Below are 22,706 nucleotides of genomic sequence, written 5' to 3' on the forward strand. Positions count from 1 at the left end.
CCTCAATCACAGGATGTGCGGTTATTTTTATCCTTCAGCGAGTGGCGCGGTAGCGAGCGCAGTGGTAAAACAGTTATACGTCAAACGTATGATGAAACTGAATATGATAAAAAATGAGCGTATAGACAGGGTGGAGCTGATGCGTACGTTTGTACGTATTGTCGAAGCAGGATCGCTTTCGGCAGCGGCAAAACAGATAGGGACGACGCAGGCGACCGTTAGCAGACGGCTGCAATCGCTGGAAACGCTGCTGGGGGTGAAACTGCTTATGCGTACCACGCATGCGATGAAATTGACCGACGATGGTGAAAGAGGCTATCAGCATGCTAAGAAGATTCTTGATGCCTGGCTGGCGCTGGAAGATGGACTTAATGTCACAGAAGATGAACCGGTGGGGACGTTGCGAGTCCGCGCACCGCATGCGTTCGGGCAACAACAACTACTTGAGCCGCTTTTGCAGTTTCTTTCGCGCTATCCCCAGTTGGCAGTAGAGTGGATGCTCAACGATAAAACCGTTGATTTTCTGAGCGATAATATTGACTGCGCGATCAGGGTTGGTGCTGAGGTGGATCCGGCCACGGTTTCCGTTTTACTGGCTGAAGTTCCCCGTAGTATGGTAGCGAGTCCAGGACTGCTGGAGCAATATGGCGAGCTTTCTCATCCTGAGCAGTTATCAGCGCTGCCCTGGATTGCCGTGAACACGTTTTTTCAGCATAGCGTTTCGTTGTTGCACCAATTGCGTAATGAGCCAGTCACGTTGAATATTTCACCCAGATTAAGTACCGACAGTATTTATGTCGCCAGAAATGCCGCGCTGGCGGGGTTGGGAGTGACTATTATTTCAAGCTGGATGGTGGCGGAGGATATTGCCAATGGACGTCTGGTTGCGTTGCTACCTGAGTGGCATGCGGCGCCGTTGCCTGTACATTTGGTTTATCCATGGGCGCGTTACTATCCGACCCGCTTACGCAAGTTTCTGGCCCTAATGAAGAATGTTATGCCGCAGCTGACGGGGATGAAAGGCGTAGATCAGATATAAAAAAGCCGACCCGAAGGCCGGCTTTGATATTGATTATGGCTTACTCAACAGGCTGTGGACGTGTTGCTGGCGCAGTCGCTTGATGCGTTGCGCTGTGTCCACCTGCGGCACCTTTGCCTTCAAAGGCGAATGCCGGACGCTGCCAGTCGCTATGACGCGGCGCTTCTGGCACATATTCCGGTGCAGGAGCGCGGGTCATTGGCGCGGTTGCATGGCTGTGCAGGTGTTCAGCATCAGCGCTGGCTGCGACAACTTCAGCCTTAACGACTTCAGTTTCGACGACAGGCGCGGCAACAACGTCTCTCGGCGCTGCAACCTCTTCAACAACTGGCGCTGTTTCCACAACTTCAGCAATCTCTTCAACCACTTCTGGCTGGGGAATAACAACCTCTGCAGGCTCTTCGGCAACCGGTACAGTCACAACGTCAGCCACAGGTTCGGCTTCAGCGGCGATTTCTTCTGCTACGGGCGCATCAGATGCAGCGATAATTTGCGGTTGTTCCTCGACAGGGGTCGCAATCACTTCCGGATGCGTGGTTTCAACCTGTGTGGTTTCAACAACGGCGGCCTGAGGCTCAGCTACGACAACCTCTGGTCGCACGGCTTCAACCGGCGCAGGGGCATCCACAATGTGTTCAACGGCAGCGGCAGCAACCTGAGGCTCTACGGCGACAGGTGCAGCTTGCTGCTGGACCATTTCCTGTTCGCGCTGTTCTTCAACCTGCTGATCCTGAGGACGTGCAACAGGGTAGCGGATCCAAACTTTACCGGACGCTAATTCTGGAGATGCGCAGGCGACCGTTAGCGGCATCGGCGACTGAACCGGATAACGCTCGTCACGGTAACGACGACGACGCTGTCCACTGACGCGCAGATGGCGAGGAGAGCGGCGAGAACGACGCGGCATACCGTTGGAGTCACGAGCTTCGCTGTTGTCTTCCTGCTCAGTCGCAACGACGGCTGGCAGATCAACTTTCGCCAGTTCGGTGCGCTGTGCTGGTACCGGCTGTTCTGTTGGTTGAGCAACAGCAGTTTCAGCGATTGCAGCAACAGTAGCCACTTCGGCTTCAACCGCCGGGCTGTCTGTGAAACGAACTTTCTGAGTCAACTGACGCTGTTTGCGGCGGGTTTGAGGCTGACGTACGCGCTCTTCCTGCTCGGTATCTTGCACAGGTTGTTCAGCCTGGTTCAGCTCTTTAACTTCCTGCTGAGCCTGACGCTTGTCATCGTTACGACGGCGGTTGCGTTCGCGACGCGGCGCCTGCTGTTCATCACCGGATTTCGCTTTGTCTGCAACATCAGTGGTTTGCTGGCGGTTATCGCGAGCTTCCGCATTTTGCTGCTGGGACTGACGACGGTTACGGCGGTTATCTTCACGGTTTTCGCCGTTTTCTGAACGTTCGCTACGGTTGTCACGGTCACCGCGATTATCACGGTTATCACGACGATCGTTACGGTCGCGACGATTGTTCTGACGCGGTTTACGACGATCCTGCTGGCGTTCGGTTTTCTCTTCAGCTTTCGGCGCAGGTTGTTCAACCGGTTTCACTTCTTCGCTACCACCGAAGATGGACTTCAGGGCGCCAAAGAAACGGCTAATCAAACCGGGCTGTGCGGCAACGGCTGCGGTTGCTGCTGCAGCTTTAGGTGCGGCGGCTTTCGCGGCAGGTTCCTGCAGAGCAGGGGCTGGCGGAACGTCTGGCATGGCGAAGGTGGCCAGTGCCGGTTGCTCAGGCTGTTTACGCTCGACGTACTCTTCTTCCGTCGGCAATGCCATTGCCTCTTCATGTAGTTTCGGCAGCAGATAGCTCAGGGTCGGTGTTTCTTCCCCTTTACGTACGCGCAGCACAGAATAGTGCGGGGTTTCCATCTGATCGTTTGGCACGATCACACAGCGCACGCCATTCTGACGCGTTTCGATAGCATTAACCGCGGTACGTTTTTCGTTGAGCAGGTAAGAGGCGATCGGCACAGGAACAATAGCGTGAACTTCTTGCGTATTTTCTTTCAGTGCTTCTTCTTCGATCAGACGCAGAATAGACAGCGACAGAGATTCGTTATCACGTACGGTACCGGTGCCGGAACAACGCGGGCACACGTGATGGCTGGATTCACCCAGAGACGGGCTCAGACGCTGACGAGACATCTCCAGCAGACCGAAGCGAGAAATATGACTGATCTGAATACGCGCTCTGTCCTGGCGTACGGCCTCGCGCAGACGGTTTTCAACCGCGCGCTGGTGGCGAACCGGCGTCATATCAATGAAGTCGATTACAATCAGACCGCCGAGGTCGCGCAGACGCAGCTGACGGGCAATTTCATCGGCTGCTTCAAGGTTAGTGTTGAACGCTGTTTCTTCGATGTCGCCGCCGCGAGTTGCGCGTGCGGAGTTGATATCGATAGCGGTCAGTGCCTCTGTGCTGTCAATAACGATTGAGCCGCCGGACGGCAGACGTACTTCGCGCTGGAACGCGGATTCAATCTGAGACTCGATCTGATAGTGGCTGAACAGCGGGATTTCACCGGTGTACAGTTTGATTTTGCTGCTGAAATCCGGACGACCCAGTGCGGCGATGTGCTGACGCGCCATCTCCATCACTTTCGGGTTATCGATAAGGATTTCGCCGATGTCCTGACGTAAGTAGTCACGGAAAGCGCGAACGATAACGTTGCTTTCCTGGTGGATCAGGAATGGAGCAGGGCGGCTGTCAGCGGCTTTTTGAATCGCTTCCCAGTGCTTCAGGCGGAAGCTCAGGTCCCACTGCAGTGCTTCGGCGGATTTGCCGACCCCTGCGGTACGCACGATAAGCCCCATGCCATCAGGCAGTTCCAGGCTTGCCAGCGCTTCTTTTAATTCGGTACGGTCGTCGCCTTCAATGCGACGGGAGATACCGCCCGCGCGTGGGTTGTTCGGCATCAGAACCAGATAACTACCCGCCAGGCTGATAAAGGTAGTCAGCGCAGCGCCTTTATTGCCGCGTTCTTCTTTATCGATCTGAACGATGACTTCCTGACCTTCGCGCAACACGTCTTTAATGTTGGGACGACCATGGGAGTTGTAGTTAGCGGGGAAGTATTCGCGGGCAATTTCTTTTAACGGGAGGAAACCGTGACGTTCAGCGCCGTAATCAACAAAAGCAGCTTCCAGACTCGGTTCAATACGGGTAATTTTGCCTTTATAGATGTTGGCTTTTTTCTGTTCGTGTCCAGGACTTTCGATATCCAGATCGTACAGACGTTGCCCATCTACAAGGGCGACACGCAACTCTTCCTGCTGAGTTGCGTTAATTAACATTCTTTTCATCGTAACTTACTCATTATTCTTACATTGACGACTAAGCTGCGGGCAGAGTAATGCCTTTCCGGGTGTGAACCGATGGCCTCGTGTCTATTCGCGTCGCCAACCTCACGGTTATCGTCAGCTCAAAGAGGCGCAGAGTGTCGGTTGCCTGCATTTCATACGGAAACACAGCGCAATTATCAGGGGAACAGTCTGGGTGTTACTCTCCAGAAAAGCTTCCATATTACCGGTAAGGACTGCAACCCGCAGCCCGCTAACTGCCTGAAAGATCAATACGTCTTACGCCATTGCTGCGTTGATGATCGGTCGGGCAAAATTGGGTCATTCCGGAAAAGTTCTTGTTTTAACAAGATTCAACACGGAAACAACCTCATTATTCCACTGCTAACCTTGTTATAGCAAGATGACTTTTGCCATTTATCACCCGGTTACTCACAGTTTTTTCACTTCCGCGTAGTGATTGCTTTAATAACCACCAAATCGGCTATGTCAAACTTAAGTAATAAGGTATAGCAGTTAATATAAGCATAGAAAAATGTGTGGCGCGAATCTTGATGGCTATTTAAAATCGGCCCCCATGAAAACAGAGACTCCAGCCGTAAAAACAGTTGCCATTACTGCAGACGAAGCAGGGCAACGCATCGACAACTTTTTGCGCACCCAGCTTAAGGGCGTGCCAAAAAGTATGATTTATCGCATTTTGCGTAAAGGCGAAGTGCGGGTGAACAAAAAACGCATTAAACCCGAGTACAAACTCGAAGACGGGGATATTGTGCGTATTCCACCTGTGCGTGTTGCTGAACGTGAAGAAGAGGCCATTTCGCCAAACCTGCAGAAGGTCGCGGCGCTGACCGACGTCATTTTATATGAAGATGACCACATTCTGGTGCTTAACAAACCTTCAGGTACGGCCGTACATGGCGGAAGCGGGTTAAGCTTTGGCGTCATTGAAGGATTACGTGCGTTGCGACCGGAAGCGCGTTTCCTTGAACTGGTGCATCGCCTCGACCGGGATACCTCCGGCGTTTTGCTGGTGGCTAAAAAACGCTCAGCCTTGCGTTCATTGCATGAACAACTGCGTGAAAAAGGCATGCAGAAAGACTATCTCGCGCTGGTTCGAGGCCAATGGCAGTCGCATGTCAAAACCGTGCAGGCGCCGCTGTTAAAGAACATTCTGCAAAGCGGCGAGCGTATCGTGCGGGTGAACCAGGAAGGCAAACCGTCAGAAACACGTTTTAAAGTGGAAGAGCGCTATGCGTTTGCCACGCTTGTGCGCTGTAGCCCGGTGACCGGACGTACGCACCAGATTCGTGTGCATACCCAGTATGCCGGTCATCCAATTGCTTTTGACGATCGCTACGGTGACCGTGAGTTCGATAAGCAACTGGCGGATACGGGGTTGAATCGGCTTTTCCTGCACGCCGCAGCGTTGAAATTTACCCATCCGGGAACGGGTGAAGTGATGCGTATTGAAGCGCCGATGGATAAGCAATTGAAGCGCTGCCTCGAGGTTTTACGCAGTAAAGCCTGATGCGCGTTGCTTATCAGGCCTACAATCGTGTGATGCACCGTAGGCCTGATAAGACGCATCGCGTCGCCATCAGGCAGATCAATCAGGCATTCAACGGGTTCATCTCTTCCCGCCGCAGCATTTGACACAACGCGATAAGCGGCAAACCGATCAAGGTATTTGGGTCACGACCCTCCAGGCGTTCAAAGAGTGCAATACCTAACCCTTCACTTTTGAAACTACCTGCACAATGGAGCGGACGCTCTTTGCGCAGATAATCATCAATTTCCGCCTCGCTTAAATGACGGAAATGGACGTCAAAAGGTTCTACTTCAGTTTGTAAATGTCCGGTCGCAGAATTATACAGCGCCAGTCCAGTGTAAAACGTCACAATATTGCCACGGGCTTTGAGTAATTGTTGGCGCGCATTTTCTTCAGTTAATGGTTTGCCGGTTATTTCACCATCAAGAACACAAATTTGATCGGAGCCAATAATCAGATGCGATGGGTAACGGTGGGCGAGAGATTGCGCTTTTTTCTGCGCCAGTCGCAAGACTAAATGGCGTGGTGCTTCGCCGGGCAACGGCGTTTCATCAACCTCTGGCGCTGCGCATTCAAACGGGATTGCCAGTTTTTCGAGTAAAGCGCGACGCCAGGGGGAGGTAGAAGCAAGAATAAGTTGAGGCATATTTTTTCCCTCGCATATAGCGTATTGATGAGAGCCATTTTAAACTATGGACTTCGACCTACAAGCTGGCTGTAGTGGCTTGTCTTGACCGATTTTAAGTCGATGACCCGCAATGTGTGCGAATTATTGGCAAAAGGCAACCACAGGCTGCCTTTTTCTTTGACTATATGACGTTACAAAGTTAATATGCGCGCCCTATGCAAAAGGTAAAATTACCCCTGACTCTTGATCCGGTTCGTACGGCTCAAAAACGCCTCGATTATGAAGGTATCTATACTTCTGATCTGGTTGAGCGCGTCGCCGATTCTGTAGTCAGTGTGGACAGTGATGTGGAATGCTCCATGTCGTTCGCTATCGATAACCAGCGTCTCGCCGTTATAACCGGTGATGCGAAGGTATCGGTTACGCTCGAATGTCAGCGTTGCGGGAAACCGTTCCCACTTCATGTTCACACAACATATTGTTTTAGTCCTGTCCGTTCTGACGAGCAGGCTGAAGCACTCCCGGAAGCGTATGAGCCGATTGAGGTTAACGAATTCGGTGAAATCGATCTGCTTGCAATGGTTGAAGATGAGATTATCCTCTCCTTGCCGGTAGTTCCGGTGCATGATTCTGAACACTGTGAAGTGTCCGAGGCGGACATGGTCTTTGGCGAATTGCCTGATGAAGCGCAAAAACCAAACCCATTTGCCGTATTAGCCAGCTTAAAGCGTAAGTAATTGAGGAGTAAGGTCCATGGCCGTACAACAGAATAAACCAACCCGTTCCAAACGTGGCATGCGTCGTTCTCATGACGCTCTGACCGCAGTCACCAGCCTGTCTGTAGACAAAACTTCTGGTGAACAACACCTGCGTCACCACATCACTGCCGACGGTTTCTACCGTGGCCGTAAGGTAATCGCTAAGTAATCACGCATGACTCAATGGCTTTCCCACTTCTGGTGAGAAAGACAAAGAGTGAACGCGTGATGAAGCTTAGTGAGGCTTTCCCCGGGTGACTGGGGAAACACCTAACCGGGCAGCGACGATACCTTGACACGTCTAACCCTGGCGTTAGATGTCATGGGGGGAGATTTTGGCCCTACCGTGACAGTGCCTGCAGCATTGCAGGCACTGAATTCTAATTCGCAACTCACACTTCTTTTAGTCGGGGATCCCGATACAATCACGCCATTACTTGCCAAAGCTGACTTCGAACAACGTTCGCGTCTGCAGATTATCCCTGCTCAGTCAGTTATTGCCAGTGATGCCCGGCCCTCGCAAGCTATTCGCGCCAGTCGTGGAAGCTCAATGCGTGTTGCCCTGGAGCTCGTGAAAGAAGGTCAGGCACAAGCTTGTGTCAGCGCCGGTAATACGGGCGCACTCATGGGACTTGCGAAGTTATTGCTCAAACCTCTTGAGGGGATTGAGCGTCCTGCGTTGGTGACGGTGTTACCCCATCAGCAAAAGGGCAAAACGGTGGTGCTGGATTTGGGCGCCAACGTAGATTGTGATAGCACGATGTTGGTGCAATTTGCCGTCATGGGTTCCGTGCTGGCAGAAGAGGTTGTTGGCATTGCCAATCCTCGCGTAGCGTTACTCAACATCGGCGAAGAAGAAACGAAAGGTCTCGACAGTATTCGAGATGCTTCAGCTGTGCTAAAAACGATCCCTTCCATTAATTATATCGGCTATCTTGAAGCCAATGAGTTACTGACTGGCAAAACCGATGTGTTGGTCTGTGACGGTTTTACAGGTAATGTCACATTAAAGACGATGGAAGGTGTTGTCAGAATGTTCCTTTCACTGCTGAAATCTCAGGGTGAGGGCAAAAAACGGTCGTGGTGGCTTCTGTTATTAAAACGTTGGTTACAAAAAAGCCTGACAAGGCGATTTAGTCACCTCAACCCCGACCAGTATAATGGCGCCTGTCTGTTAGGATTGCGCGGCACGGTGATTAAGAGTCATGGTGCGGCCAATCAGCGAGCATTTGAAGTCGCGATTGAACAGGCAGTGCAGGCGGTGCAGCGACAAGTTCCTCAGCGAATTGCCGCTCGCCTGGAATCTGTATACCCAGCTGGATTCGAACTGCTGGACGGTGGCGAAAGCACAAACTCACGAGCACACAGATAACGGTGCGTTTGTGCATGCTGTCAGCGTATCAGCGATTTGCTCGTAGCGGTATATAACCAAAAAGTGACTGAGCGTACATGTATACGAAGATTATTGGTACTGGCAGCTATCTGCCTGAACAAGTGCGTACTAACGCCGATTTGGAAAAAATGGTTGAGACATCTGATGAGTGGATCGTCACTCGTACAGGCATCCGTGAACGCCATATTGCAGCGCCAAATGAAACAGTTGCGACGATGGGCTTTGCCGCCGCAAACCGTGCGATTGAAATGGCGGGCATCGACAAAGAACAAATTGGTCTGATTGTGGTTGCTACCACATCATCCACTCACGCATTTCCAAGCGCGGCGTGCCAGATCCAAAGTATGCTGGGGATCAAAGGCTGTCCGGCGTTTGACGTTGCAGCCGCTTGTGCTGGCTTCACTTACGCCCTGAGCGTTGCCGACCAGTACGTTAAATCTGGCGCAGTTAAGCATGCTCTGGTCGTTGGCTCAGATGTCCTGGCCCGTACCTGCGATCCAACCGATCGCGGAACGATCATCATTTTCGGTGATGGGGCTGGTGCGGTTGTACTGAGCGCATCAGAAGAGCCAGGCATTCTCTCCACGCATCTGCACGCTGACGGTCGCTACGGCGAACTGTTGACGCTGCCTAACGCCGATCGCGTGAACCCGGAAAACCCGATCCACCTGACGATGGCGGGTAACGAAGTATTTAAAGTCGCGGTGACCGAGCTTGCGCACATCGTTGATGAAACGCTGGAAGCCAATAATCTCGACCGTTCTGCGCTGGACTGGCTGGTGCCGCATCAGGCTAACCTGCGCATTATCAGCGCGACAGCTAAAAAGCTGGGTATGTCGATGGATAATGTTGTCGTGACGCTCGACAGACATGGTAATACCTCTGCTGCCTCCGTACCGTGCGCGCTGGACGAAGCCGTCCGCGACGGGCGTATTAAAGCTGGGCAGTTGATATTGCTTGAAGCCTTCGGGGGTGGATTCACCTGGGGCTCCGCGCTGGTTCGTTTCTAGTATAAGGATTTAAACATGACGCAATTTGCATTTGTGTTTCCGGGGCAGGGTTCCCAGACCGTTGGGATGTTGTCTGAAATGGCAGCAACCTACCCAATTGTTGAAGAAACATTTGCTGAAGCATCAGCTGCACTGGGCTATGATCTGTGGGCGTTGACTCAGCAAGGTCCGGCTGAAGAACTGAATAAAACCTGGCAGACGCAGCCCGCGCTGTTGACCGCATCCGTTGCGCTTTATCGCGTATGGCAGCAGCAGGGGGGTAAAACACCTGCGCTGATGGCGGGTCACAGCCTGGGCGAATATTCTGCGCTGGTATGTGCGGGTGTTATCGGTTTTGCCGATGCCGTACGTCTGGTTGAACTGCGTGGCAAATTCATGCAGGAAGCGGTTCCGGAAGGCACTGGCGGCATGTCTGCTATTATCGGTCTGGACGATACCGCTATCGCTAAAGCGTGCGAAGAGTCTGCCGAAGGCCAGGTGGTTTCACCGGTAAACTTTAACTCACCGGGTCAGGTGGTTATTGCCGGGCATAAAGAAGCCGTAGAACGTGCTGGTGCTGCCTGTAAAGCCGCGGGCGCTAAGCGTGCGCTGCCGCTGCCGGTCAGCGTTCCTTCTCACTGCGCGCTGATGAAGCCTGCTGCTGAGAAACTGGCCGTTGAGCTGCAGAAAATCACCTTTAACGCACCGACTGTTCCGGTTGTGAACAACGTTGATGTGAAGTGTGAAACTACGGCAGACGCAATTCGCGATGCGCTGGTTCGTCAGCTGTATAGCCCGGTTCAGTGGACTAAAACCGTTGAATTTATGGCATCCCAGGGCGTAGAGCACCTGTATGAAGTCGGTCCGGGTAAAGTTCTGACCGGTCTGACGAAACGTATTGTTGACACCCTGACTGCTTCGGCACTGAATGAGCCGGCGGCACTGTCTGCGGCGCTAGAGCAATAAAAGAGGAAGACCATGAGTTTTGAAGGAAAAATCGCGCTGGTTACCGGTGCAAGCCGTGGCATTGGCCGCGCAATTGCTGAGACACTCGTTGCCCGTGGCGCGAAAGTTATCGGTACTGCTACCAGCGAAAGCGGCGCGCAGGCCATTAGCGATTACTTAGGTGCAAATGGTAAAGGTCTGATGTTGAATGTGACCGATCCGGCATCTATCGAATCTGTTCTGGAAAATATTCGCGCAGAATTTGGTGAAGTCGATATCCTGGTCAATAATGCCGGGATTACTCGTGATAACCTGTTAATGCGCATGAAAGATGACGAGTGGAACGATATCATCGAAACCAACCTGTCATCTGTTTTCCGTCTGTCAAAAGCGGTAATGCGAGCTATGATGAAAAAGCGTCATGGGCGTATTATCACTATCGGTTCTGTGGTTGGTACCATGGGAAATGCGGGTCAGGCTAACTACGCTGCGGCGAAAGCGGGTCTGATCGGCTTCAGTAAATCACTGGCGCGCGAAGTTGCGTCTCGTGGCATTACTGTAAACGTTGTTGCTCCGGGCTTTATTGAAACGGACATGACGCGTGCGCTGTCTGATGATCAGCGTGCGGGTATTCTGGCGCAGGTTCCTGCGGGTCGCCTCGGCGGCGCTCAGGAAATCGCCAGTGCGGTTGCATTTTTAGCTTCTGACGAAGCAAGTTACATCACAGGTGAGACTTTGCACGTCAACGGCGGGATGTACATGGTTTAACCACGATGAAAAATATTTGCGTTATTGTAGGTCTTGGCCTCAAAATAACGTAAAATCGTGGTAAGACCTGCCGGGATTTAGTTGCAAATTTTTCAACATTTTATACACTACGAAAACCATCGCGAAAGCGAGTTTTGATAGGAAATTTAAGAGTATGAGCACTATCGAAGAACGCGTTAAGAAAATTATCGGCGAACAGCTGGGCGTTAAGCAGGAAGAAGTAACCAACAATGCTTCCTTCGTTGAAGACCTGGGCGCAGATTCTCTTGACACCGTTGAGCTGGTAATGGCTCTGGAAGAAGAGTTTGATACTGAGATTCCGGACGAAGAAGCTGAGAAAATCACTACCGTTCAGGCTGCCATTGATTACATCAACGGCCACCAGGCGTAAGTGAACATCTCCAGGCGGTCATTCGACCGCCTGAGTTTTATCTTTTTATCCCACTTGAATTATTTTCCCTCCCTGGAGGACAACCGTGTCTAAGCGTCGTGTAGTTGTGACCGGACTGGGCATGTTGTCTCCTGTCGGCAATACCGTAGAGTCTACCTGGAAAGCTCTCCTTGCCGGTCAGAGTGGCATCAGCCTGATCGACCATTTCGATACTAGCGCCTATGCAACGAAATTTGCTGGCTTAGTAAAGGATTTTAACTGTGAAGACATTATCTCGCGCAAAGAACAGCGCAAGATGGATGCCTTCATTCAATATGGAATTGTCGCTGGCGTTCAGGCCATGCAGGATTCTGGCCTCGAAATTACGGAAGAGAACGCTCATCGTATTGGCGCCGCTATCGGCTCTGGTATTGGCGGTCTCGGTCTTATCGAAGAAAACCATACCTCACTGGTAAACGGTGGACCGCGTAAGATCAGCCCGTTCTTCGTTCCGTCGACGATTGTTAACATGGTGGCTGGTCACCTGACCATCATGTACGGCCTGCAAGGGCCAAGCATCTCCATCGCGACCGCCTGTACTTCAGGCGTGCATAACATCGGTCATGCCGCACGTATCATTGCATACGGCGATGCAGACGCGATGGTTGCGGGTGGTGCTGAAAAAGCCAGTACGCCGTTGGGTGTGGGTGGCTTTGGCGCGGCACGTGCACTGTCTACGCGTAATGATAACCCGCAAGCGGCAAGCCGCCCGTGGGACAAAGAGCGTGACGGCTTTGTGCTGGGCGACGGCGCTGGCATGGTGGTACTGGAAGAGTACGAGCATGCAAAAGCGCGCGGTGCAAAAATCTATGCTGAAGTCGTTGGCTTCGGTATGAGCAGCGATGCTTACCACATGACGTCGCCACCGGAAAACGGTGCAGGCGCTGCGCTGGCAATGGTCAACGCACTGCGCGATGCGGCTATTGAAGCGGGTCAGATCGGCTATGTCAACGCACATGGTACGTCTACGCCTGCAGGCGATAAAGCTGAAACCCAGGCAGTGAAATCTGTCTTTGGCGATGCGGCAAGCCGTGTGATGGTAAGCTCCACCAAATCCATGACCGGACACCTGTTGGGTGCGGCGGGCGCGGTAGAGTCTATTTTCTCTATCCTGGCGCTGCGCGATCAGGCTATTCCGCCAACCATCAACCTGGATAACCCGGATGAAGGTTGTGACCTGGACTTCGTACCTCACGAAGCGCGTCAGGTTAGTGGTCTGGAGTATGCGCTGTGTAACTCCTTTGGCTTCGGTGGTACCAACGGATCTTTGATCTTTAAAAAGATTTAAGTCCGTCAGGTGATGCGCTAGCATCGATAGCAAATTGAAAAGGTCCGCTTGTCGGGCCTTTTTTTATTCGGTTTTCCGCCCTTGTCCTGTGTTACTCATCCTGCCAAACTAGCGGACCAGAAATAAGGAGCCACCATGTTCTTAATTAATGGCTGCGAGCAAGATATGCTGGCCGCAAGCGATCGAGCGGCCCAATTTGGTGATGGCTGTTTTACCACTGCCTGTATTATCGACGGTGAAATCCCTCTCTTTGCAGCGCATCTTGAGCGTTTACAAGACGCTTGCCAAAAACTGCTGATCTCTTTTGAAGATTGGTCCGAGCTGCAAAATGAAATGAAAATGCTGGCGAAAGGGCACGTACGCGGTGTGTTGAAAGTGATTATCAGCCGTGGCAGTGGAGGCCGGGGTTACAGTGGCAAAAATTGTCATAGTGCCACACGCATCCTCTCCGTTTCAGCCTGGCCCGATCATTACGATCGTTGGCGGCAAGAAGGCATTACGCTGGCGCTAAGCCCAGTGCGGCTGGGACGTAATCCACTGCTTGCCGGGCTTAAACACCTGAATCGACTGGAGCAGGTGTTGATTCGCTCTCATCTTGAACAGACGGACGCCGATGAAGCGCTGGTTCTTGACAGCGAGGGATGGGTTACGGAATGCTGTGCGGCTAATTTGTTCTGGCGTAAAGGCGATGTGGTTTACACGCCCCGGCTGGATCAGGCCGGAGTGAACGGTATTATGCGACAATTCTGTATCCGGATGCTGGCACAATCGCCATTCAGTATTGTCGAAGTGTATGCCGGGTTGGAGGAGGTAATGCAGGCTGATGAAATCGTCGTCTGTAATGCGTTAATGCCCATTATTCCCGTGCGTGCCTGTGGCGACACGTTGTTGTCTTCACGTTTGTTATTCGATTATTTAGCCCCACTTTGTGAGCACCCGAATTAGTCATGAAAAAACTGTTACTTGTTGTCCTGTTATTGCTGGTTGTGCTGGGCATTGCCGCTGGAGTGGGAATGTGGAAAGTTCGCCATCTGGCGGACAGCAAATTATTGATTAAAGAAGAAACGATTTTTACGCTGAAAGCGGGGACGGGCCGTCTGGCTCTCGGCGAACAGCTGTATGCAGACAAAGTTATCAATCGTCCGCGCGTATTCCAGTGGCTGCTGCGTGTGGAGCCCGAGCTGTCGCATTTTAAGGCCGGAACATATCGCTTCACGCCTGACATGACGGTGCGGGACATGCTGCAACTACTGGAAAGCGGCAAAGAGGCGCAGTTCCCGTTACGTCTGGTTGAAGGGATGCGCCTGAGCGATTACCTCAAACAGCTGCGTGATGCCCCGTATATCAAACATACGTTAAGCGACGATAGCTATGAGACCGTGGCCGAGGCACTTAAGCTGGAAAACCCGCAATGGGTAGAAGGCTGGTTCTGGCCAGATACCTGGATGTATACCGCCAATACTACTGACGTAGCGTTGCTAAAACGCGCGCATCAGAAAATGGTTAAAGCGGTGGATACTGTCTGGGAGGGGCGCGCTGATGGCCTGCCTTATCAGGACAAAAATCAGCTGGTAACCATGGCTTCTATTATTGAAAAAGAAACTGCGGTCGCCAGCGAGCGCGACCAGGTGGCTTCGGTCTTTATTAACCGCTTACGTATCGGTATGCGTTTACAAACCGATCCGACCGTGATTTACGGGATGGGTACACGGTATAATGGCAAATTGTCGCGTGTGGATTTAGACACCCCGACCGCCTATAACACCTATACCATTACTGGACTGCCGCCAGGCCCGATTGCCATGCCGGGAGAGGCTTCATTGCAGGCCGCGGCGCATCCGGCAAAAACGCCGTATCTCTATTTTGTGGCTGACGGTAAAGGCGGCCACACGTTTAACACCAATCTTGCCAGCCATAACCGGTCCGTGCAGGATTACCTGAAAGTGCTTAAGGAAAAAAATGGGCAGTAACTATATCGTCATTGAAGGCCTGGAAGGCGCCGGAAAAACCACCGCGCGTAACGTGGTGGTGGAGACACTTGAGCAACTCGGTATTCGTGACATGGTTTTCACCCGCGAACCTGGTGGAACGCAGCTGGCTGAGAAACTAAGAAGTCTGGTGCTGGATATTAAATCGGTCGGTGACGAGGTCATTACCGATAAAGCCGAAGTTCTGATGTTTTACGCGGCGCGTGTGCAGTTGGTCGAAACCGTTATTAAACCTGCACTGGCGAAAGGCGCGTGGGTAATTGGCGATCGTCACGATCTGTCGACCCAGGCGTATCAGGGCGGCGGACGCGGTATCGATCAAAACATGCTGGCAACCCTGCGTGATGCGGTGCTTGGTGATTTTCGTCCGGACCTGACGATCTATCTGGATGTGACGCCAGAAGTCGGGTTGAAGCGTGCCCGTGCCCGCGGTGAGCTGGATCGTATTGAGCAGGAATCTTTCGACTTCTTTAATCGCACTCGCGCGCGTTATCTTGAGCTGGCAGCCAAAGACGTCAGCATTCGTACTATAGACGCTACGCAGCCGTTGGAGGCTGTGATGGCTGATATCCGTCATACCATCACCCAATGGGTGAAGGAGCAGGGCGCATGAAATGGTACCCATGGTTACGACCGGATTTTGAAAAACTGGTAGCCAGCTACCAGACGGGTCGTGGTCACCATGCGTTACTGATTCAGGCGTTACCCGGAATGGGCGACGACGCGCTGATTTACGCCCTCAGCCGCTATTTAATGTGCCAGCAGCCGGAAGGGCATAAAAGCTGTGGACAGTGCCGCGGCTGTCAGCTAATGCAGGCGGGGACGCACCCTGACTACTATTCGCTGCTGCCGGAAAAAGGCAAAAGCACGCTGGGGGTTGATGCGGTACGCGAAGTCAGTGAAAAGCTGTACGAGCATTCGCGTCTCGGCGGCGCGAAGGTCGTGTGGATCCCGGATGCTGCCCAGTTAACTGATGCCGCCGCCAACGCCTTGCTGAAAACGCTGGAAGAACCTCCGGCACAAACCTGGTTTTTCCTCGCCAGCACAGAGCCAGCTCGCTTGCTGGCGACATTACGCAGCCGTTGTCGGTTACATCATCTTGCACCACCGCCGGAGTCGTATGCGATTTCCTGGCTTGCTCGTGAAGTGACTGCGTCGTCAGAAGCGCTGCTGAGCGCGTTACGCCTGAGTGCAGGTTCGCCAGGCGCGGCACTTACGTTGTTACAGGCTGAAAGCTGGGCGCACCGCACAGATTTTTGTGCGGCACTGGTGAACACATTAAACACAGGCGACTGGTATATACTGCTCGCGGCGTTAAACCACGATCAGGCTGCCGCCCGTTTACACTGGCTGGCAACGTTGTTGACCGATGCGTTGAAACGTCCGTATGGCGTTTCCCATTTAACGAATCCTGATGCACTGGACCTGATATCTTCTATCGCAGAACGGTTATCCGTTGCCCAGATACAGGCGATACTCGGTGACGTTTGTCATTGTCGTCAGCAACTGCTGAACGTGACGGGCGTAAACCGTGAGCTGGTGTTAACCGATCTTATTCTTCGTATTGAGCATTACCTGCAACCAGGCTCCGTACTGCCTGTTCCCCATCTTTGAGAGAGACATTATGTTTTTAGTCGACTCACACTGCCATCTTGATGGCCTGGATTATCAATCTCTGCATAAGGACGTGGACGACGTGCTGGCGAAAGCGGCCGCACGCGATGTGAAATTCTGTCTTGCCGTTGCGACCACTCTGCCAGGATACCGCAGTATGCGCGAACTGGTCGGTGAGCGTGACAATGTGGTTTTTTCCTGCGGCGTGCATCCGTTAAATCAGGATGAAACCTATGATGTTGAGGACCTGCGTCGTTTTGCCGCCGAAGAGGGGGTTGTGGCGATGGGAGAAACCGGGCTGGACTATTTTTACACGCCGGAAACAAAGGTGCGCCAGCAGGAATCTTTTATCCACCATATTCAGATCGGCCGTGAGTTACAGAAGCCGGTTATCGTGCATACCCGCGATGCGCGAGCCGATACGCTGTCTATTCTGCGCGAAGAAAAAGTGACGGATTGTGGCGGCGTACTACACTGTTTTACAGAGGACAGAGAAACGGCGGGTAAATTGCTGGACCTTGGATTCTATATCTCGTTTTCCGGCATCGTCACGTTCCGAAATGCAGAGCAGCTCCGTGATGCCGCCCGCTATGTTCCTCTGGACCGGTTATTGGTCGAGACGGATTCTCCCTACCTTGCGCCTGTACCGCATCGTGGAAAAGAGAACCAGCCCGCCATGACTCGTGACGTTGCAGAGTACATGGCCGTAGTGAAAGGTGTTGCCGTTGAAGAACTGGCGCAGGCAACCACTGATAACTTTGCCCGCCTGTTTCACATCGACGCTTCTCGCCTGCAATCTGTTCGTTAACTGACTTTTTTTAAAGCTCGTAATTAATCACTAATGCGAGTAAAGTTCACCGCCACAAAATGGGCGGTGAATAATCAGTTTGACACATTCAGAAACTCATTTTATCGGAATGTGCGGATTTTGCGGCCATTCACGACTGAACTGTGATAGCCGTCAAACAAAAACAAACTGAATTATTTTACTCTGTGTAATAAATAAAGGGTACTTAGATGCCCTGTACACGGCGAGGTTCTCCCCCCTCGCCAATGCGTGAGAACGTAGAATACACAAAGTCAATCAAGCTGCATCAAGGCGGCAAGTGAGTGAATTGCAGGAGCTTACCAGAGTAAGTGACTGGGATGAACGAGCGCAGCCCACCCTGAGGCGGTTTGAAGGATGAAGTGTATAAGCACAAATACTCAGGAGCACTCCTAATTATGTTTAAGAATGCATTTGCTAACCTGCAAAAGGTCGGTAAATCGCTGATGCTGCCGGTATCCGTACTCCCGATTGCAGGTATCCTGCTGGGCGTCGGTTCCGCTAACTTCAGCTGGCTGCCAGCCGTTGTATCGCACGTAATGGCAGAAGCAGGCGGTTCTGTTTTTGCGAACATGCCGCTGATTTTTGCTATCGGTGTTGCGTTAGGCTTCACTAATAATGACGGTGTATCTGCACTGGCATCCGTTGTTGCTTACGGCATCATGGTTAAGACCATGGCTGTTGTTGCGCCGCTGGTTCTGCATTTACCTGCTGAAGAGATCGCCGCTAAACACCTTGCTGATACGGGTGTTCTCGGGGGGATTATCTCCGGTGCGATTGCAGCGTATATGTTCAACCGTTTCTACCGTATCAAATTGCCTGAGTATCTTGGCTTCTTTGCGGGTAAGCGCTTCGTTCCTATCATTTCTGGTCTGGCTGCCATCTTCACAGGTGTGGTTCTGTCCTTCATTTGGCCACCGATCGGTACTGCTATTCAGACGTTCTCCCAGTGGGCTGCATACCAGAACCCGGTCGTGGCGTTCGGTATCTATGGCTTCATTGAACGCTGCCTGGTACCGTTTGGTCTGCACCATATCTGGAACGTTCCATTCCAGATGCAGATCGGTGAGTACACTAACGCTGCGGGTCAGGTGTTCCACGGTGATATTCCTCGCTACATGGCGGGTGACCCGACTGCGGGCAAACTGTCCGGTGGCTTCCTGTTCAAAATGTACGGTCTGCCGGCTGCCGCTATCGCTATCTGGCACTCTGCTAAACCAGAAAACCGCGCGAAAGTGGGCGGTATCATGATCTCCGCGGCGCTGACCTCGTTCCTGACCGGTATTACCGAGCCGATCGAGTTCTCCTTCATGTTCGTGGCGCCGATCCTGTACATCATCCACGCGATTCTGGCTGGTCTGGCATTCCCGATCTGTATCCTGCTGGGTATGCGCGACGGTACGTCGTTCTCCCACGGTCTGATCGACTTTATCGTTCTGTCCGGTAACAGCAGCAAACTGTGGCTGTTCCCGATTGTCGGAATCGGTTATGCGATTGTTTACTACACCATCTTCCGTGTGCTGATCAAAGCGCTGGACCTGAAAACGCCAGGTCGTGAAGATGCTACCGAAGACAGCAAAGCAGGTGCGTCCGGCGAAATGGCTCCGGCTCTGGTTGCGGCATTCGGCGGTAAAGAAAACATCACTAACCTTGATGCGTGCATCACCCGTCTGCGTGTCAGCGTGGCTGACGTTGCCAAAGTGGATCAGGCTGGCCTGAAGAAACTGGGTGCGGCAGGCGTTGTGGTAGCTGGTTCCGGTGTTCAGGCTATCTTCGGGACTAAGTCCGATAACCTGAAAACTGAAATGGATGAGTACATCCGTAACAGCTAAGCAGTAAGAAGTTGGGGAGAACTAAGGCAGCCTGCGGGCTGCCTTTTTTATTGCATTAATTAGCCTGAACGCGAATCGGTGCGGTGGCAGCGAACAGCCATGGACGTGCCTCTGCGTTCACGCGCGGGGATAACGTCTCTCTGACCTGCTGGTGGTAATCATCAATCCACTGTTTCTCAGCATCACTCAGCAGATGCAGTTCAACCAGATTCAAATCAATCGGTACCAGCGTCAGCGTTGAGAAACGACAAAAACCAGGACGACTGTTGATAATCTCCACCTGATTCTCAATACGGATCCCATACTGTCCGGCCAGATAATAACCCGGCTCGATGGTGATGATATTGCCTGCGACCAGTGGCCACGGGTTTACTTTTTTGGCGATGCGATGGGGTTGCTCATGAATAAGCAACTGGTGACCCACGCCGTGTCCCGTGCCATGATCAAAATCCAGTCCCAGCTCCCACAATGCCCGGCGGCTAAAGGCATCCAGTTGATGGCCCTGAGTCCCGCTGGGAAACTGCAGCGAAATAAGCGACAAAAAGCCTTTCAACACGGCGGTGTAATGTAGGCGACGTTGCGGATCCTGTGGGCCAAATGCGAGGGTACGCGTCGTATCCGTCGTACCATTGTGGTACTGGCCTCCGGAATCATTCAGATACATGGCCTGCGAGGTAATTGGCGTATTGGTCTTTTCACTGGAGTGGTAATGGCACATTGCGGCATTGCTGGCAGAGGCCGAAATAGTGCTGAAACTTTGCTCGATAAATCCCGGCTGCTGTTGGCGAAATTCCAGTTGCTTGGCCTGCGCTTCCAGCTCGGTGACCGGATTGCCTGCCGCTTCGCGCAAAGGAACTTCATGGGCCAGCCAGGCAAGGAAGTTTACCCAGGCTGCGCCATCTTGTTCATGGCATTCCCGATAGCCTGCCAGTTCAACGTCATTTTTGTGGGATTTCATCAGAGTGATGGGATCGGGCGCCCAAAGAACGTTGCCACCGTGTTCTTCAATGGCAAAACGCAACGCGACCGGGGCGTAGTCTTTATCGACCAGGAAACGCTTCCCATTAGCTAACTGCTGGCAGCGAGTCAGAAAATTCTCTTGCGGGGCAAGAGTAAGCGTATCCAGCAGTGATGCGGGAAGCTGTTGCGTTTTATTGCTATCCACAAACCATTCCAGCTCACCGCTGCGATGGAGCAGGGCAAACGAAAACGGCACTGGCACCATGGCCAGATCCGAACCGCGTACATTCAATAACCATGCAATGTTATCCGGCAGGGTAATTGCCAGCACGTCAGCCTGGTGTTGAGCGAGTTGTTCCACGACGCGGGCACGCTTTTGCGTGCTGCTTTCCCCGCTGATTTCAATGGGCATTTCACGAATGATGCCGCAGGGGGCTGCCGGTCGGTCTAGCCATACCTGGTCAAAAGGATCTTGCTCAAGAGGCACCAGCTTGCAATGTGTTGCCGACAAGGCTTCAAACTGGCTGTTGACCATCAGCATTGGTTCAAAGCCGATACGTGTACCCGCTGCAGCGTGAGACTGCAAATAGTCGGCCAGCGGCTCATCGTGTAAATGATGAATTTCAAAATCATCCAGCGAGACTTCATTGCGTACCTGGACCTGATAGCGTCCATCGACAAACATTAACGCGCGATCCCGAAGGACCAACGCGAGGCCGGCAGAGCCGCTAAAACCGGTCAGCCAGGCCAGTTTATTGTCATGCGGCGTACAATCTTCACTTTGATGAGCATCGGCGCGCGGAACAATCATGCCATCCAGCCCCTGCGCTATCAGCAGGTTGCGCAGGGCGGAAAGAGGAGTTGAGTTGTGCATAGTTACCTTCAGGTCTTAACGGAACGGCGGTTCGTTGAATGTACGTAATTTACGGGAGTGCAGTCGGTCGCCTTCAGCACGCAGACGATCGATAGCCCGGATACCTATTTGCAGATGCTCAGAAATGGCACCTTCATAAAAACGGTTGGCCTGACCAGGCAGTTTGATCTCACCGTGCAGTGGCTTGTCGGAAACGCACAGCAGCGTGCCGTAAGGAACGCGGAAACGGTATCCCTGGGCGGCGATGGTGGCGCTTTCCATATCGATAGCCACCGCTCGGCTGAGGTTAAAGCGTAGCGCAGAAGCGGAATAGCGTAGCTCCCAGTTACGATCGTCGGTGGTGACGACGGTACCGGTACGCAGGCGCTGTTTAACCTCTTCGCCGGGCATACCGCTGACTTCTTTGGTGGCGTCATACAGTGCGCGCTGCACTTCCGCTATGCTCGGAATTGGAATATCTGGCGGCAGTACGGCATCCAACACGTGGTCGTCACGCAGATAAGCGTGGGCCAGAACATAGTCGCCAATCGCCTGGCTTTCACGCAGTCCGCCACAGTGACCAATCATCAGCCAGACGTCAGGACGCAGTACGGCCAGATGATCGCAAATGGTTTTGGCGTTAGACGGGCCAACGCCGATATTGACCAGTGTGATCCCCTGACCGTCGGCGGTGATTAAATGCCAGGCGGGCATCTGATGTTTCTTCCAGGCGAGATCGGAGATCGCTTCTTCAGGCGCTTCAGTTTCAGCGGTGATCCAGATCCCGCCCGCGCAAGAAAGCGCGATATACGGGCTGTCCGGGTCGAGGATCTGGCTGCACCCCCAACGCACAAACTCATCGACATAGCGGGTGTAGTTGGTGAACAGCACAAACGGCTGAAAATGTTCAACCGGCGTTCCCGTGTAATGACGCAGTCGTGCCAGCGAAAAATCGACTCGTCGGGCGTCGAAGTGCGACAACGGGGAGAATTCCGCCGGATGATAGGTACCGTCGGCTGTTTCATCGCCAATCTGTGACAGCTCGGTTGTGGGGAAATGGCGCGTTAGGCCGGCGCTCATCGAGCGGTCGAGCGTCAGTTCAGAACCGTCAATGACATACGGATAGGGGATTTCATGCTGCGACGGCTCGACGGAGATATGCGCATCATAATCCTGATACAGCAGCGTGAGTTGTTCTTCAAGATACGGACGAAAAAGCGACGGACGGGTAATCGTAGTGGTGTAGCAGCCCGCATGGGTAAAACGACCATAGGCGCGGGTTTTCGGGGGATTGGTGGCGCTGCCATCCCAGGTGACACACAGTGATGGGTAAACAAAAAGACCGTTATGGCGGGCGATTACGTCAGGGAGCGTCCCTGTTTCAATATACTTACCAATGGCGCTACGCAGTGCTTTAACCGACTGCTCGTACAGCGCGTCCAGTTTATCCAGTGCCTGAGCCGGGGTCAGGCTGGAGCCCTTATTGTTCATGTCTGTCTCCTTGTTCCACAGATGTACTGCTCTCCCGATAGTATGTCACAG

The 22,706-nt window shown here is 52.7% G+C and carries 20 protein-coding genes; 16 read left to right on the forward strand and 4 right to left on the reverse strand.

All coding sequences use genetic code 11. The annotated features are described in order from the left end of the window. Positions 1–13: 13 nt before the first annotated feature. Entirely contained in the window at positions 14–1,039 is a 1,026-nt protein-coding gene (locus OGY71_RS11190; protein WP_286613318.1) for a LysR family transcriptional regulator, read from the forward strand. A gap of 40 nt (positions 1,040–1,079) precedes the next feature. Here OGY71_RS11190 and rne read toward each other — a convergent pair whose 3' ends face one another. Continuing rightward, complete coding sequence (rne, locus tag OGY71_RS11195) at positions 1,080–4,343, reverse strand: ribonuclease E (protein ID WP_149335831.1); 3,264 nt, start codon at positions 4,341–4,343, stop codon at positions 1,080–1,082. A 574-nt stretch (positions 4,344–4,917) separates the two neighbouring features. Between rne and rluC the strand changes: the two genes are divergently transcribed. Further along, positions 4,918–5,871 (forward strand): 23S rRNA pseudouridine(955/2504/2580) synthase RluC, encoded by a 954-nt coding sequence (gene rluC, locus OGY71_RS11200; RefSeq protein WP_003036228.1) that lies wholly within the window; start codon positions 4,918–4,920, stop codon positions 5,869–5,871. An 82-nt stretch (positions 5,872–5,953) separates the two neighbouring features. On the opposite strand, the gene OGY71_RS11205 is transcribed toward rluC, so the two are convergent. Continuing rightward, entirely contained in the window at positions 5,954–6,538 is a 585-nt protein-coding gene (locus tag OGY71_RS11205) for a Maf family protein (RefSeq protein ID WP_003832177.1), read from the reverse strand. A gap of 197 nt (positions 6,539–6,735) precedes the next feature. Between OGY71_RS11205 and yceD the strand changes: the two genes are divergently transcribed. The 14 genes from yceD to ptsG all read left to right on the forward strand — a co-directional run bounded on the left by yceD (position 6,736) and on the right by ptsG (position 19,351). Further along, positions 6,736–7,257 carry a 23S rRNA accumulation protein YceD gene (gene yceD, locus OGY71_RS11210; protein ID WP_003036239.1) on the forward strand — a complete coding sequence of 174 codons (522 nt, stop codon included), beginning with the start codon at positions 6,736–6,738 and terminating at the stop codon, positions 7,255–7,257. A 16-nt stretch (positions 7,258–7,273) separates the two neighbouring features. Then, positions 7,274–7,447 (forward strand): 50S ribosomal protein L32, encoded by a 174-nt coding sequence (gene rpmF / locus OGY71_RS11215; RefSeq protein WP_003036242.1) that lies wholly within the window; start codon positions 7,274–7,276, stop codon positions 7,445–7,447. Between the two features lie 123 nt (positions 7,448–7,570). Beyond that, complete coding sequence (plsX, locus tag OGY71_RS11220; protein WP_286613321.1) at positions 7,571–8,650, forward strand: phosphate acyltransferase PlsX; 1,080 nt, start codon at positions 7,571–7,573, stop codon at positions 8,648–8,650. 77 nt (positions 8,651–8,727) lie between these two features. Beyond that, entirely contained in the window at positions 8,728–9,681 is a 954-nt protein-coding gene (gene fabH, locus OGY71_RS11225; RefSeq protein ID WP_003832181.1) for a beta-ketoacyl-ACP synthase III, read from the forward strand. Positions 9,682–9,696: 15 nt separating this feature from the next. Further along, the gene (gene fabD / locus OGY71_RS11230; protein WP_063941428.1) at positions 9,697–10,626 is read left to right on the forward strand and encodes an ACP S-malonyltransferase; all 930 of its coding nucleotides are present in this window, start codon (positions 9,697–9,699) and stop codon (positions 10,624–10,626) included. 12 nt (positions 10,627–10,638) lie between these two features. Continuing rightward, entirely contained in the window at positions 10,639–11,373 is a 735-nt protein-coding gene (gene fabG, locus OGY71_RS11235; RefSeq protein WP_003036255.1) for a 3-oxoacyl-ACP reductase FabG, read from the forward strand. Between the two features lie 154 nt (positions 11,374–11,527). Beyond that, positions 11,528–11,764, forward strand: a complete 237-nt coding sequence (gene acpP, locus OGY71_RS11240; RefSeq protein ID WP_000103754.1) for an acyl carrier protein — start codon at positions 11,528–11,530, stop codon at positions 11,762–11,764. 85 nt (positions 11,765–11,849) lie between these two features. After that, the gene (gene fabF, locus OGY71_RS11245; RefSeq protein ID WP_003036260.1) at positions 11,850–13,091 is read left to right on the forward strand and encodes a beta-ketoacyl-ACP synthase II; all 1,242 of its coding nucleotides are present in this window, start codon (positions 11,850–11,852) and stop codon (positions 13,089–13,091) included. 135 nt (positions 13,092–13,226) lie between these two features. Then, the gene (pabC, locus tag OGY71_RS11250; RefSeq protein ID WP_063941429.1) at positions 13,227–14,036 is read left to right on the forward strand and encodes an aminodeoxychorismate lyase; all 810 of its coding nucleotides are present in this window, start codon (positions 13,227–13,229) and stop codon (positions 14,034–14,036) included. Between the two features lie 2 nt (positions 14,037–14,038). Next, positions 14,039–15,061, forward strand: a complete 1,023-nt coding sequence (gene yceG, locus OGY71_RS11255; RefSeq protein ID WP_008784373.1) for a cell division protein YceG — start codon at positions 14,039–14,041, stop codon at positions 15,059–15,061. After that, on the forward strand, positions 15,051–15,692 hold the full coding sequence (gene tmk / locus OGY71_RS11260; RefSeq protein WP_003832189.1) for a dTMP kinase: 642 nt from the start codon (positions 15,051–15,053) through the stop codon (positions 15,690–15,692). Before yceG ends, tmk begins: the two co-directional genes overlap by 11 nt. After that, positions 15,689–16,693, forward strand: coding sequence for a DNA polymerase III subunit delta' (gene holB, locus OGY71_RS11265; RefSeq protein WP_003832190.1), 1,005 nt, complete (start codon positions 15,689–15,691; stop codon positions 16,691–16,693). The genes tmk and holB overlap by 4 nt, the downstream gene beginning before the upstream one ends. 10 nt (positions 16,694–16,703) lie before the next feature. Next, a complete protein-coding gene (locus OGY71_RS11270; RefSeq protein ID WP_020996495.1) occupies positions 16,704–17,501 on the forward strand; it encodes a metal-dependent hydrolase in 798 nt (265 codons plus the stop codon). Between the two features lie 416 nt (positions 17,502–17,917). Continuing rightward, positions 17,918–19,351: a PTS glucose transporter subunit IIBC gene (gene ptsG, locus OGY71_RS11275; RefSeq protein ID WP_003036277.1), complete on the forward strand. Its 1,434-nt coding sequence runs from the start codon at positions 17,918–17,920 to the stop codon at positions 19,349–19,351. A 55-nt stretch (positions 19,352–19,406) separates the two neighbouring features. Here ptsG and OGY71_RS11280 read toward each other — a convergent pair whose 3' ends face one another. Beyond that, positions 19,407–21,185, reverse strand: coding sequence for an aminopeptidase P family protein (locus tag OGY71_RS11280; RefSeq protein WP_240389260.1), 1,779 nt, complete (start codon positions 21,183–21,185; stop codon positions 19,407–19,409). Between the two features lie 15 nt (positions 21,186–21,200). Beyond that, a complete protein-coding gene (locus OGY71_RS11285; protein WP_032942969.1) occupies positions 21,201–22,655 on the reverse strand; it encodes an AMP nucleosidase in 1,455 nt (484 codons plus the stop codon). Positions 22,656–22,706 lie beyond the last annotated feature (51 nt).

This window comes from Citrobacter sp. Cpo109 (genome assembly GCF_030332565.1).
Lineage (GTDB): Bacteria > Pseudomonadota > Gammaproteobacteria > Enterobacterales > Enterobacteriaceae > Citrobacter > Citrobacter portucalensis.